Origin of the sequence: Olivibacter ginsenosidimutans, from assembly GCF_039542865.1 — a bacterium.
GTDB classification, from domain to species: Bacteria; Bacteroidota; Bacteroidia; order Sphingobacteriales; family Sphingobacteriaceae; genus Olivibacter; species Olivibacter ginsenosidimutans.
Genome location: NZ_BAABIQ010000038.1, coordinates 73,662 through 86,965, shown reverse-complemented (window position 1 = coordinate 86,965; position 13,304 = coordinate 73,662). Strand labels below are relative to the sequence as shown.

Below are 13,304 nucleotides of genomic sequence, written 5' to 3'. Positions count from 1 at the left end.
AACAGTCTTTTTGGTAAACAAAGGAAGAAAAAGATATGAACACTAAAAAGATAGTATTAACGTTAACGTTTATAGTGGCTGTTAGCATATCGGCATTTGCACAACGCTTTGCTTATGTGGATAGTGAATATATTTTAAAGCATGTTCCAGAGTACCTTGCTGCGCAAAAGCAGTTGGATGCCTTATCGGAAAAATGGCAAAAAGAAGTTGATACACGGTATAGTAGTATTGAGCGGATGTATAAAGCCTATCAACAAGATCAGGTCATGTTGAGTGATGAGATGCGTAAAAAGAGAGAGGATGAAATTGTGCAGAAGGAAAAGGAAACCAAAGATTTCCAAAAAAAGATTTTTGGGTTTGAGGGTGATTTGTATCAAGAGCGCTTAAAATTAATAAAGCCTATTCAAGAACGTGTTGCTAAGGCAATACAAGCGGTTGCAGAGGCACAAAGCTTGGATGCGATATTGGACAAGAAGAGTGAAGGTACTACTTTTTTATATTCAAATCCTAAATTAGACAAGAGCAATGATGTGTTGGCTAAATTGGGATATAAGGGAGAAGCACTTGCAAAATAGGGAATACTTGCTTATCATTGCATCGCATATTAGAGAAAATGATGTCTTTTTAACGAGCTAATAGCGAGTGTAAAGCATGTTGATTAATTAACTTAAACAAAAATTATATACGGCCATCAAGCCTTTAAAACAAATTAGATTACGAATGAAACATTTATTAAAGTCGATTTTAGTAGCTGCTGGGTTATTTCTAACGGTAGGTGCGGTACATGCACAGCAAAAAATTGGTCATGTTAATTCGCAGGAAATCCTGTTACTCATGCCAGAGTACAAAACAGCAAACCAAGCGCTAGAAACTTTTGTAGGCACTAAGCGTACTGAAATCCAACAGATGGATACGGAGCGTCAGAAAAAAATCAAAGAGTTTTTAGATAAGCAAAAAACGAGAAGCGAAGCTAACAAAGATGCGGTAGATAAGGAATTGCAAACCTTGAATACAGATATTCAACAAATGGAAGGCCGCATGCAAGAAGTGCAGCAAAAAGCTGAACAAGAAGTAGCGGCCAAAAGGGAAGAAGTTTTTCAACCGGTATTTGAAAAAGCAGAACAAGCGATACACGCAGTTGCCAAAGAGAAAGGTTACGCCTATGTTTTAGATATAGCCCAGCAGTCGGTGCTTTACTTTGATGGTGGCGACGATATTAGCGCTGCTGTTAAAACAAAATTAGGTATCGATCCTAATGCTAAACCTGTTGCTCCAGCACAAAATGCTCCTACAGCGGCACCAGGTACAACTCCAACAACTCCTCCGGCAACGAAGTAATCCGGACATCATAAAAAAAGCCGTTTCTAAAAAGGGAAACGGCTTTTTTTATGTTTATAGCTGCCTAATTTATAAACATTCTAAATATAGGTGTTTGACAAAGTTTTGACAGTGAAAAATACGCTTAGCTGTACTTTTGTCGACAGTATAATATAAAAAGGGTACGAAACCTTGGAACATCTTAAAGTAATAGCATTTACACATAGGCATGTAGACCTAAAAGATTTAGGTAACCTAGTGATTTGTAATGAAGAGATTGAAAGCCGTTTAATCAATGTAAAAAGCAATTTTGATATTGAAGAGCTTTTTTACATTGGCACCTGTAACCGTGTAGAATTTGTTTTCCACGGCCCGCATCAGTTAACGGCAGATTTTGTTAAGGCCTTTCTAAGAGGCTTAAATTTTTGCGTACCTGATGAACAATTTGATCAATTCTTAAACCAAGTAACCACTTATGAAGGTATAGATGCCTTGCAACATCTTTTCCGAATGTCCTGCTCGCTCGAAAGTTTAGTGGTTGGCGAGAAAGAGATTTTAGCGCAGGTGCGACGTGCTTATGAACGTTGTAGACAGTGTGGCTTAACCGGAGACTTTATGCGGTTAATGATGAACAGCTTGGTAAAGACGGCAAAAGAAGTTTATACCCATACTAAAATATCCAGAAATCCTGTCTCCGTTGTATCCTTGGCGTACCGTAAATTACGCGATTTAAAATTTGTAGAGAATCCACGGATTTTATTAATAGGAGCTGGGGAGACGAATCAGAACATTTCTAAATACCTACAAAAACATAAGTTTTCTAATTTCGTTGTTTTTAACAGAACGCTCGATAAGGCAAAACGACTAGCTAAGGACCTTAAGGGTACAGCTTATCCGCTCTATGAATTACGTAATTATAAGGGAGGCTTTGACATTTTAATTACGTGCACCGGATCTACGGAACCCATCATTACACCAGCTATTTACCAGTGTTTGCTTAATGGCGAAACAGCAAAGAAGATTGTTGTCGATTTAGCGATTCCGAATGATGTCGCTCCATCGGTTATTGAAGAGTACCCTGTGCATTATATCGAGGTAAGTGGCTTGCAAGCGATAGCCAATAAGAACTTACAAGAGCGTTATAATGAACTTATTCATGCTGAAAAGATTATCGAAGCCAATGTGGCGGAGTTCCTACCTATTTTAAAGCAACGGAAGGTGGAATTGGCCATGAGCCAAGTACCGGAAAAGGTAAAAGAAATAAAATCCTTTGCGTTGAATACCGTTTTTGCCAATGAATTGCGCAACTTGGATCCTGGATCAAGAGAAGTTTTAGAAAAGGTGATTGATTATATGGAGAAAAAATATATTAGTGGGCCGATGATTCTGGCTAAAGAAATTTTGATCACCAATAGCAAAAATGCTGCAGAGAATTAACATAACACTACACATTTCATAACATCGCTTCAGAGCCTTAATGTTTTGCTCAGAAACTTTTTAAGGATTTGTTCGTATGAATTTTAAACAGGCTCTTACGTATCAATTAATTTTTTTATTTTTATAGCATTTAAAGATGGTTTACTATATACCATCTTTTTCTATTATAGCTAAAACGCAAACAAAAGGTGAATAAGACGTGTATTATAGGAACCCGAGGTAGTGATTTGGCCTTATGGCAGGCTAATTATGTTAAAGACCGTTTGGCTGAGCACGGTATTAGCGCCGAACTTAAGATTATCAAAACGCAAGGCGACCATATTCAGCATCTTAGGCTAGATAAATTGGAAGGTAAAGGTTTCTTTACTAAAGAATTAGAAGAAGAGCTTTTGTCGGGTAAGATCGATTTAGCCGTTCATTCACATAAGGATTTACCGACCGTTAACCCTCCCGGACTAAAAATAGCTGCTGTATCTGAAAGAGAAGACCCTTCAGAGCTATTGATCGTTTTAAAGGATTGCGTTGACCTTAAAAAGCGTCTATCATTAAAGCATAATGCTATAGTAGGAACCTCTTCTAATAGAAGGAAGGCGCAATTATTGTCTTTCAGGCCAGATTTGGAAATAGAAGACTTACGGGGAAATGTGAATACACGCTTACAAAAATTGCGTGATGAACAGTACGATGCTATTATGTTGGCAAAGGCAGGAGTAGAGCGCCTGCAATTAGATCTTAGCGCATTTCATGTAGAAGTTATTCCGCCTAACGAAATTATCCCAGCACCCGCGCAGGGCGTTTTAGCTATACAAATTCGCGAAAACGATGAAGAACTTGATACACTTTTGCAACAGATTCATCAGCCTGATGTTGCAGAGACTATCCGCGTTGAACGCAATGTGTTAAATCTGTTTGAAGGAGGTTGCCATATGCCGCTTGGATGTTATTGCCGAAAGTCGGAATTCGGTTACGAAGTTTGGACAGCAAAAGCGAAAAATGGAGAAGGATTTCCTTCCCGTTTATATTTAAAATCAGACCGTACGGAAGGCTTAGCCGAAAAGATTTTGGCCAAGTTTAGTATCGACCGTAAATTGCCAAGTTCGGTTTTTATAACAAGAGAACTTTCTGAAAGTAGTTACCTCAAGCGCTCTTTGGCACAACACCATATTGCCGTAGAAGCGAGATCACTCATCAAGATATTTCCTATTATTAATACCTTAGATCCCTATATTTTAAAGTATGTACGTTGGGTTTTCTTCAGTAGTAAAAATGGTATCGAAAATTTCTTTCGATTACAGCCTCGTTTGAGTAAACATGTGCAGTATGCGGTAGTTGGAAGAGGTTCAGAAGAGGCGCTACGAAGTCATGGCATCGTTCCGGCATTTACCGGAGAGGCAGAAGGGATCGAAATGGAAAAAGTGGGAGACGCTTTTGCTAAGGTTGCTGCAGGTTCTACCGTGCTTTTTCCTAGAGCAAAAGGATCACTTAAAACGATTCAAAGCAGATTATCCACTGATACCAAGGTTATCGATTTACCCGTTTATGAAACACGCATCGATGACCATGTCGAACGTTCGGGTGCCGAGGTATTAATCTTTACTAGTCCAACCAATGTTGAGGCGTATTTCAAAGATAATCTAATAGAGCCGGGACAACACATTATCAGTATCGGCAATTCTACCGGAAAAAAACTCGAAGAAATGGGATTACCCTATAGTTTACCTTTTTCTCCCGATGAAGTTGGTTTGGCGGAAGCTGTATTTGGTATCGATAATACCAATCGGCGGACATCAGAAAGAGGAGGGTCTGCCGAAACTGTCACCTCATTGCTATAATATAGCGATCTATGTACGGGAGCACTTTTTCCTATTTATCTTTGTAGAGTGGTGCCCGAAATTCGTCATTTCGACCGGTCAACCACGTCATCTCGACCTCGATCCCGAATACTCGGGAAGGTATCTATTCAACGAACAGATCTCAAATATGCTCGATATGGAGTAGGGAGGCTTGATATGACGTAGAGAAACTATATCTAATATGACGGTGATGGAAAGATACACCCATTGAGTATTAAAATAACAGCGAATGATTTATCGACAAAGAAGATTGCGGAAGAATCCGATCGTTAGGGAGATGGTAGCGGAAACACAGCTCTCAAGGGATATGTTTATTTATCCTTATTTTGTTGTTCCGGGAACGAATGTTAAACATGCGATTGCTTCCTTGCCGGGAATACATCATTTTTCTATCGACAAGCTTTTGGAAGATGTTGGCATTGGATTGACGTTCGGTGTCAATAAAATTATGCTCTTTGGCGTTGGAGAGGAGAAAAGCTTGGACGCCCATACTGCTTATGATAAAAATGGTTTAATTCCTAAAGCGATTAAAGCATTGCGTCAGGCTTTTGGTGATGACCTTTACATCGTTACCGATGTTTGTGTGTGCTCATATACCACACATGGCCATTGTGGGATTTTGGAACACGATTATGTGCAGAATGATGCAACAGTTGACGTGATTGTAAAGATGTCATTAGCCCATGCTGAAGCAGGTGCTGATATGTTGGCTCCATCTGATATGATGGATGGCCGTATAAGGGCCATACGGGATGGTTTAGATGAGGCCGGTTATGTAAATGTGACCATCATGTCGCATGCCACAAAATTCGCATCTTCTTATTACGGACCTTTTCGCGAAGCCGCAGATTGTGCGCCAGGTAAAGGCGACCGGAAAGCCTATCAAATGGATTTTAGAAATCCAAGAGAAGCCTTGAGGGAGGCATTTTTGGATGAAAATGAAGGAGCAGATATTTTAATGATCAAACCTGCTTTGGCTTATCTGGATATTATCAACAGAATTAAAGAAGAATCCAATTTACCGCTTGCCTGCTATAACGTATCCGGTGAGTTTGCGATGATCAAAGCCGCAGCGGAAAAAGGCTGGATAGATGAACAGAAAATTGTTATGGAAACCATGTATGCTTTTGCTCGGGCAGGTGCTCAGGTAATTACTACCTACCATATTCGAGATATGGTAGAGCAGAAGTGGCTATAGGCAATTAGCTATAAGTCTTCAACCAAATTAAAAAGTAAAAGGTAAAAAGTAAAAAAACATAAAGCTTTTGGTCTTGCTACTTGATACCGATAACCAACAACAAATAACAAGCAACGAATAACGAATATAATGTTAGATTCTATAAAAAAAATATTTGCTAATACAGAAGAGGATAGGCGACCCGCAGGAGCCAAGCCGGATATATCGCGTGAAAAGTCTTCGGTTCTATTTGAAAAAGCGAAAAAGTACTTTCCCGGTGGAGTAAATTCTCCTGTTAGAGCATTTAAATCGGTTTATGGCACTCCTTTATTTATCGAAAAAGGTGACGGATGTTTTTTGTGGGATGTGGATGGAAACCAGTTTATTGATTTTTGTTGTTCTTGGGGGCCGCTTATTTTAGGGCATAATCATTCGAAGATAAAAGAAGCGGTTACCATAGCTCTGGAAAAAGGGTTAAGTTTTGGCGCGCCAACGGCTTTAGAAAATGAACTTGCCGAATTAATTCTAAAACATAATAAATATATCGAGCGGTTACGATTTGTAAGTTCTGGTACCGAGGCTGTTATGTCTGCTATACGGTTAGCTAGAGGTTATACGAAACGGGATAAGATTATCAAATTTGAAGGCTGTTATCATGGGCATTCAGACGCATTATTGGTAAAGGCCGGTTCGGGCTTGGTTACTTTTGGTGAAACGTCGTCTTTAGGTGTACCTAAAGCTTTTGCAAATGAAACGATTGTAGTCGGCCTTAATGATAAAGAAGCTTTAAGCAAAGCTTTTGAAGATTTTAAAGGTGAAATTGCAGCCGTCATTATAGAAGGGGTCCCGGCAAATAATGGGCTGTTGTTGCAAAGTAAGGAATATATCCAATTTTTACGTGAAATAACACAGACTCATGGAAGTTTATTGATTTTTGATGAAGTTATTACGGGTTTTCGTTTAGGTTTTGAAGGTGCTGCTGCCTATTATGGTATTCAGCCCGATATTTTAACGTATGGTAAAATAATCGGTGGGGGTATGCCTGTGGGAGCTTACGGAGCTTCCGCCGAGCTCATGAGCTATATATCGCCAGATGGAGGAGTTTATCAGGCCGGAACGCTTTCCGGAAATCCGGTGGCCATGGCCGCTGGGATTGCACAATTAACGGAGCTTAGTAAAGCTGGGTTTTATAAAGACCTCAACAAAAAAACAGAAGAGTTTGTTACAGCGATTCAACGTTATGTGTCAGCGAAGAATTATAAGGTAACCCTATTTCATGTGGCTTCTATTTTTTGGATCGCATTTACGGATCAAGAGCAAATACAGACTGCTTGCGCTATTGATCCTAAAAGCATAGAAAAATACAAAATATTGCATCGGGAATTACTAAATCGCGGTGTATATCTTGGTCCTTCTGGATATGAGGTCGGCTTTGTCTCTGCTGCACATACCAAGATAGAACTTGAGAAAGCAAAAAGAGCTATCTTTGAGAGCTTAGATGTGGTTTTTAGTTAATCGTTTTTAAATCAAAACATCAATATCGGGAAGCTAACGTAGCTTTTCGATAAACGGAGACCGGACTGTGTAGGGGAGAAGTATAATAACGGTAGAACATAAAACGTATCATGTATAGCATAAAACGGTTAACGTAAAACATATAACTTATATACTAAGTACTTTTGTACTAAATACTTAAAAAACATGCGTAAGCCCTTATTCTTATTTTATTTTTTGATGTTTTATGCATTGGCACAGATTATTTGGTGGGGTATATTGTTGATGCGTATTGAACCTATGCGGCAAGGCATGGTCATCGGTGAAGGAATGATTTTTATGACCGTTTTCCTGATCGGTGCACTTAAATTAAAGCGAGCCTTTGAACACGAGCACAAAGCCCATAGACAGCAACATAATTTTCTGTTATCCGTAACTCATGAGTTAAAATCTCCATTAGCCTCTATTAAATTGTATATCCAAACGATTTTAAAACGCGATTTAAATAAAGAGCAGCGAGAGCAATTCCTAGCCAATTCCTTAAAGGACATTGAGCGACTTGATGATTTGGTTGAGAACGTACTACTTGCAACCAAATTGGAAAGGATCGGGAAAAGTATACCGAAAGAAGTATTTGATTTTTCCGAATTAACCAGTCGTATAGCGGATCGCTTACAAGTGCATTCCTGTACCTCACAAATCATTAAAGCAGATATCCAGCCGGATATTTCGTATGTTGGCGATAAGTTTGCCATCACATCCGTGGTAACTAACCTCATTGAAAATGCGATTAAATATTCTCCACCCTGTGCTCATGTGCATGTTAAATTGTACAAAAATGAAGCAGGGCAGATCCGTCTTTCTGTGGCTGATTTAGGAATAGGTATTCAGGATGAAGAAAAAAAGCGTATTTTTAATAAATTTTATCGTGTGGGAAGTGAAGATACCCGGAAAACGAAGGGGACGGGGTTAGGATTATATATCGTAAAATCAGTATTGGATAAACATAACGCGCAAATTAAAGTATTAAATAACACTCCTACAGGGAGTATTTTTGATGTAACATTTAACTAAGTACATGACAAAAATTAAAAGTTACCTAAAAACGTGTCATTACGGAGCGTAACAACGAAACAACTGAAGATAGTGAGTTCATGAATTCCCTTAGAAGTAAGACAGTAATGAATAATCTACGTTTTTCGTCATGTATTAAAAACATTTAATGAATATGCAAGCAAAACAACGCATACTTTTGGTAGAAGATGAAGAGCATTTGCTCGAAGCCATTAAGTTAAACCTTGAGTTGGAAGGGTACAAAGTGACAACTGCCACGGATGGTAAAAAAGCGCTTAAGAAGTTCAAAGAAGAACGATTCAATCTTATTATTTTAGATGTTATGATTCCGGAAATAGACGGTTTCCAAGTGGCTGAAACGATACGTTTGGAAAATACAGAGGTGCCCATTATGTTTCTTACCGCTAAAAATACCAGTGAAGACCGTATTACCGGATTAAAAAAAGGAGCTGACGATTATTTGGTTAAGCCTTTCAATTTGGAAGAATTGATTTTACGGGTAGGTAATCTCGTTAGGCGGGGAATGAAGGGAGATGATCTAAAAGAATTAAATTCTTATCAGATTGGCGATAAAACCATTTACTTCAATTCTTTTGAGTTACACCACGCAGATGGTACCATAACAGCGCTAACGAAGAAAGAAACCATGTTGCTGAAGTTACTGATTGAACGTAGAAATGAAGCAGTATCACGCGAGCAGATTTTAGAAACGGTTTGGAACTATGATGTTTATCCCTCTACTCGTACAATCGATAATTTTATTTTGACGTTTAGAAAATATTTTGAGCCTGATCAAAAAAATCCAATTTATTTTCATTCCATCCGTGGAGTCGGTTATAAATTTACCGATAACAAAGCGCATTAGCCTATGATGACTTCCAAAGCCCGGTTTGGTGTAATAGGGATTGCTTTATTATTATTGGCTTTCACGGTATACGCTAAAACCTATCAATTAACGGCTTTGATAGCTTGTTTAATAGGATATACGATTTGGAGCTATTATCGTGATGGGACGGTATTGTTGGCCTCGGAAGCTTTCAAAAAAAAGCAGTATGATTTGGCTCGTACCTTGCTTGCCGATATTAAACATCCAGAATATTTAAGGAAGAAACGAAGAAACTATTACGAATTCATTAGTGGTAGTTTAGATTTGCAATTATTAGATTATGAAAATGCCGAACGGCATTTTCAGATAGCAAGTCGTCTACCCTTTCGGCGGAGAAGCGATAAAGCCTTGATTTTTGTCAACTTGGCGAATCTTAACTTAAGAAAAAAGGACTATGAACGCGTGAAGGCTTATCTGGCAAAAGTAAAAGAATTGGATATGAGTAGCAGAATAGCGCAGATCGTGAATAGAATAGAGAACGAAATACCAAAATAAAAGTGATCACAACAACGATACAAAACGATTTATTTATTCGCGCCGCTTTTTCACAGCAAACAGAACGTCCACCCGTATGGATGATGCGTCAAGCCGGCCGTTTTATGAAAGAATATTGGGATATCAAGAATAAATATTCCTTTTTGGAAATGTGTAAAACTCCAGAAATTGCTGCTGATGTAACACTCTTACCAGTAGACTTGCTGGGTATTGATGCGGCTATTTTGTTTTCGGATATTTTAGTGACCGCCGAAGCAATGGGAGGGGAATTAAGCTTTACACAAGGTGTGGGACCGCGATTCGCTAATCCTATACGGAATGAAAAGGACATTGATGCATTGAGTATAGCGGTTGAGGAGAAATTGCGTTACGTGGCCGATGCTATACGGGTTGTTCAACAACGACTGAATGGTGCTATTCCGCTTATTGGATTTGCTGGTGCTCCATTTACAGTGCTTAGCTATTTAGTGGAAGGAGGCTCTTCCAAAGATTTTAAGCTTACAAAACTTTTTTTAAACAACCACCCAGCATTAGCCCATAAATTACTGGATAAAATAGCAACGGTGACCATTACCTATCTGAATATGCAAATAGCCGCTGGGGTTAATGCTTTGCAATTATTCGATAGTTGGGCGTTGGCTTTATCTTGGGATGATTATCAAGAATTTGCTCATCAGTATAATGTTAAAATCATTGCTGAACTTAAGCGAACAGGTATTCCGATCATTTCTTTCTGTAAAGGAAGTTCAGTCTTTGCACCCTTAATGGCTGAAGCTAGACCGGATGTAATTTCGGTCGACTGGAATGCAGATTTGCGACGCATTAAGCAAACGCTACCTAAAGGTATTGCCGTGCAAGGAAACTTGGATCCTTTCGTTTTATATGCCGATCAGGCAGTTATTAAGAAAAAAATAATACAACTGCTGGAACGCATGCGCGATGAGGAGGGTTTCATATTTAATTTAGGACACGGTATTATGCCTGACATTCCTTTTGATAATGTTAAATTTGCTGTTGACGTAATTAAAGAGTTTAGGTACTAATCAGTTACGAGTTACGAGTTATGTGTTGCGAGAAGAAGTCATGATCATAACGCGTAACGGGCAACTCACAACGCACAACTTCAATGTATTTATACGCAAAAGCAATTCATATTATTTTTGTTGTCTGTTGGATGGCGGGACTATTTTATATGGTCAGGTTGTTCATTTACCATACCGAAGCGAAGCATAGGTCGGCAGGTGAATATGCCATTCTTCATAAGCAATTTATGGAGATGGAACGGAAGTTATGGTGGGTGATTACCACACCTTCGATGTATTTAACCGTATTGGCCGCTGCTGTAATGATGCATCTAAATCCTGCATGGTGGGCTCAGCCTTGGCTACATGTAAAGCTGGTATTCGTATTAGGCTTGATTGTTTACCATTTCATTTGCCAACGGATAATGTATCGCTTGGCGGCTGAGAAAAGTAGCTGGACATCTATCAAGCTTAGGCTTTGGAATGAATTGGCTACAGTGCTTCTTTTTGCCATTGTCTTTACGGTTGTTCTAAAAAGTGCTATCAACTGGATTTACGCCGTATTGGGCTTACTTTTGTTTGCCATCATGCTGATGATTGCAGTTAAAGTGTATAAAAAATTTAGAGAAAAAAGTTAACCATTATATTTATCTAAATAAACCACTTTTGTAAAGCTTTTTTCAGGCTCTTAAGCCTTTATTAGCTCAATGGATTATATTTCCTATCTTGGTACTCTTATGAATTTTCCGTTAGCCATTATAACCCTAGTCACTATAAATATTAGTGCATATGCGCAAGAAAGAGATTCTATCTCGAGGCGATTGCGCATGGTTATGGAGAACCGAACATATTATGATGCGCGAAAAAGTGAGCAAATAGTAGCCTTAAAGCAATTGCTGGTTGCAAACAGGCAAACGCCTCGGCAACAATATGCTATTCATCTCAGACTTTCTGAAGCGTATAAGAAATATAAGGCAGATTCGGCTGTATTTTATACACAACAAAGTATAGCTATTGCAACCGCACTGAATGACCAGCAACTCAATAACCAAGCAGCTGTACAATTAGCGTGGCTGTATTCTACAGAAGGCTTATACATTGAATCAAAGGAATTATTGGATCATATTGATCGCGCCTCATTAGCTAAACAATTATTGCCCGATTATTATGAAGCCTATTTGGGATTTTGTAGTCATTACGGACAAAGTAATAACAATGTTGTCTATTATCGGAAAAGTGAATTATATAGAGATTCCTTACTTTCTGTACTCGATCCTTTATCGCTCAAGTATCGGATTACCGATGCTACACGAATGTTGTATCAATCACAAACCAAACAGGCAGAAGAGTCCCTCTTGCTGTTATTGGACCAAACAAGCGATAAAGATCCGGAGCGAGCACTGATTGCTTATTTGCTTGGAGTTATCTATAAGAATAAAAATGATGTGGAGCAACAGCAGAAATTTTTCGCTATTTCTGCCATTGCAGACGTGGTGAATGCGATTAAGGATAATGCTTCTATGCAGAGTTTGGCCCTTACCTATTATGATATGGATAATGTCGATCTGGCATACCAATTTATTCAGGCGGCTATCAACGATGCCATCTTTTGTAACGTGCGATATCGAACGGTTGAAAGCTCTTCATTCTATCCCATTATCAATGCTTCGTTTCAGGAAAAAGAGCGCCAACAAAAGCGTGCATTACGTTCTTATCTCTTGCTGATCAGTGTGTTATCTCTAGTGCTTATTGCCGGTATTATGTATATCTACCAGCAAATGAAACGACTTGGTAAAACAAGAAAAGCACTTTACCAAACGAATCAACAATTAAGCAAATTGAATACTGATTTGCAACAGGCTAATGATCAACTTTTTGAGTCTAATCATATTAAAGAGGAATACATTGCCCATTTTTTTGATATATGCTCTGCCTACATTGAAAAATTGGAATCGTATCGTAAATCACTGCATAAAAAGGCTATGAGCAATCAGCTCGAATCGTTAATGAAGGACTTGAAATCGACCGATCTGGTCGAAAAAGAACTGGAGAAGCTCTACGAAAGCTTTGATTCTATTTTTCTTAATTTGTATCCCACTTTTGTAAAGGAATTTAACAGTTTATTATTACAGGATGAGCAGATCCTCCCAAAACACCATGAATTGCTCAGTACCGAACTCCGTATTTTTGCCTTGGTACGCCTAGGTATCACAGACAGCATAAAAATTGCCAGTTTTCTGCGCTATTCGCTGCGAACAGTATATAACTATCGAACTAAAGTGCGGAATAAGGCCCGCGTTTCACGCGATGAATTTGAGGAGCAAGTGAAAGCAATCGGTACTTTTAGAAAACCCTAACCCTTCTTTCTTTACTTTTTAGGTACTTTTTTGGCTATTTAATTTTTATTAAATAGTTGATTTTTAAGGCTATACTTATCTTTTGCGATTACTTTCTTCTTGTTGGAGCCAATTGGGGTGCACCGTCTTCATCAATATAGACCTAATTTTACTTCGGCTAATAATTAAATCCTATTTCATTATAACCTATCT

The 13,304-nt window shown here is 38.6% G+C and carries 12 protein-coding genes; all 12 read left to right on the top strand.

Going from position 1 to position 13,304, the window contains the following annotated elements; genetic code table 11:
* The first annotated feature begins 35 nt into the window (after positions 1-35).
* The 12 genes from ABD930_RS13925 (at position 36) to ABD930_RS13870 (ending at position 13,112) form a co-directional block, all read left to right on the top strand.
* Complete coding sequence (locus tag ABD930_RS13925; RefSeq protein WP_345232342.1) at positions 36-575, top strand: OmpH/Skp family outer membrane protein; 540 nt, start codon at positions 36-38, stop codon at positions 573-575.
* Positions 576-720: 145 nt separating this feature from the next.
* Positions 721-1,338 carry an OmpH/Skp family outer membrane protein gene (locus tag ABD930_RS13920; protein ID WP_345232341.1) on the top strand — a complete coding sequence of 206 codons (618 nt, stop codon included), beginning with the start codon at positions 721-723 and terminating at the stop codon, positions 1,336-1,338.
* Between the two features lie 171 nt (positions 1,339-1,509).
* On the top strand, positions 1,510-2,754 hold the full coding sequence (gene hemA / locus ABD930_RS13915) for a glutamyl-tRNA reductase (protein WP_345232340.1): 1,245 nt from the start codon (positions 1,510-1,512) through the stop codon (positions 2,752-2,754).
* Positions 2,755-2,942: 188 nt separating this feature from the next.
* Positions 2,943-4,586, top strand: a complete 1,644-nt coding sequence (hemC, locus tag ABD930_RS13910) for a hydroxymethylbilane synthase (protein ID WP_345232339.1) — start codon at positions 2,943-2,945, stop codon at positions 4,584-4,586.
* 250 nt (positions 4,587-4,836) lie between these two features.
* Positions 4,837-5,805, top strand: a complete 969-nt coding sequence (gene hemB / locus ABD930_RS13905; protein WP_345232338.1) for a porphobilinogen synthase — start codon at positions 4,837-4,839, stop codon at positions 5,803-5,805.
* 129 nt (positions 5,806-5,934) lie between these two features.
* Positions 5,935-7,299, top strand: a complete 1,365-nt coding sequence (gene hemL, locus ABD930_RS13900) for a glutamate-1-semialdehyde 2,1-aminomutase (RefSeq protein WP_345232337.1) — start codon at positions 5,935-5,937, stop codon at positions 7,297-7,299.
* Between the two features lie 186 nt (positions 7,300-7,485).
* Positions 7,486-8,352, top strand: coding sequence for a sensor histidine kinase (locus ABD930_RS13895; protein WP_345232336.1), 867 nt, complete (start codon positions 7,486-7,488; stop codon positions 8,350-8,352).
* 154 nt (positions 8,353-8,506) lie between these two features.
* The gene (locus ABD930_RS13890) at positions 8,507-9,217 is read left to right on the top strand and encodes a response regulator transcription factor (protein WP_345232335.1); all 711 of its coding nucleotides are present in this window, start codon (positions 8,507-8,509) and stop codon (positions 9,215-9,217) included.
* 3 nt (positions 9,218-9,220) lie between these two features.
* Entirely contained in the window at positions 9,221-9,733 is a 513-nt protein-coding gene (locus ABD930_RS13885) for a hypothetical protein (protein WP_345232334.1), read from the top strand.
* Positions 9,734-9,750: 17 nt separating this feature from the next.
* Positions 9,751-10,776, top strand: a complete 1,026-nt coding sequence (gene hemE / locus ABD930_RS13880) for a uroporphyrinogen decarboxylase (protein WP_425571133.1) — start codon at positions 9,751-9,753, stop codon at positions 10,774-10,776.
* Positions 10,777-10,859: 83 nt separating this feature from the next.
* Positions 10,860-11,393, top strand: a complete 534-nt coding sequence (locus ABD930_RS13875) for a CopD family protein (RefSeq protein ID WP_345232333.1) — start codon at positions 10,860-10,862, stop codon at positions 11,391-11,393.
* 99 nt (positions 11,394-11,492) lie between these two features.
* Positions 11,493-13,112, top strand: a complete 1,620-nt coding sequence (locus tag ABD930_RS13870) for a DUF6377 domain-containing protein (RefSeq protein ID WP_345232332.1) — start codon at positions 11,493-11,495, stop codon at positions 13,110-13,112.
* The last annotated feature ends 192 nt before the right edge of the window (positions 13,113-13,304 follow it).

Excerpts from the sequence above, each read along its gene's own strand:
- ABD930_RS13925 (WP_345232342.1), top strand. The coding sequence starts at position 36 with ATGAACACTAAAAAGATAGTATTAACGTTAACGTTTATAGTGGCTGTT.
- ABD930_RS13920 (WP_345232341.1), top strand. The coding sequence starts at position 721 with ATGAAACATTTATTAAAGTCGATTTTAGTAGCTGCTGGGTTATTTCTA.
- hemB (WP_345232338.1), top strand. The coding sequence starts at position 4,837 with ATGATTTATCGACAAAGAAGATTGCGGAAGAATCCGATCGTTAGGGAG.
- hemL (WP_345232337.1), top strand. The coding sequence starts at position 5,935 with ATGTTAGATTCTATAAAAAAAATATTTGCTAATACAGAAGAGGATAGG.
- ABD930_RS13895 (WP_345232336.1), top strand. The coding sequence starts at position 7,486 with ATGCGTAAGCCCTTATTCTTATTTTATTTTTTGATGTTTTATGCATTG.
- ABD930_RS13890 (WP_345232335.1), top strand. The coding sequence starts at position 8,507 with ATGCAAGCAAAACAACGCATACTTTTGGTAGAAGATGAAGAGCATTTG.
- ABD930_RS13885 (WP_345232334.1), top strand. The coding sequence starts at position 9,221 with ATGATGACTTCCAAAGCCCGGTTTGGTGTAATAGGGATTGCTTTATTA.
- ABD930_RS13875 (WP_345232333.1), top strand. The coding sequence starts at position 10,860 with ATGTATTTATACGCAAAAGCAATTCATATTATTTTTGTTGTCTGTTGG.
- ABD930_RS13870 (WP_345232332.1), top strand. The coding sequence starts at position 11,493 with ATGAATTTTCCGTTAGCCATTATAACCCTAGTCACTATAAATATTAGT.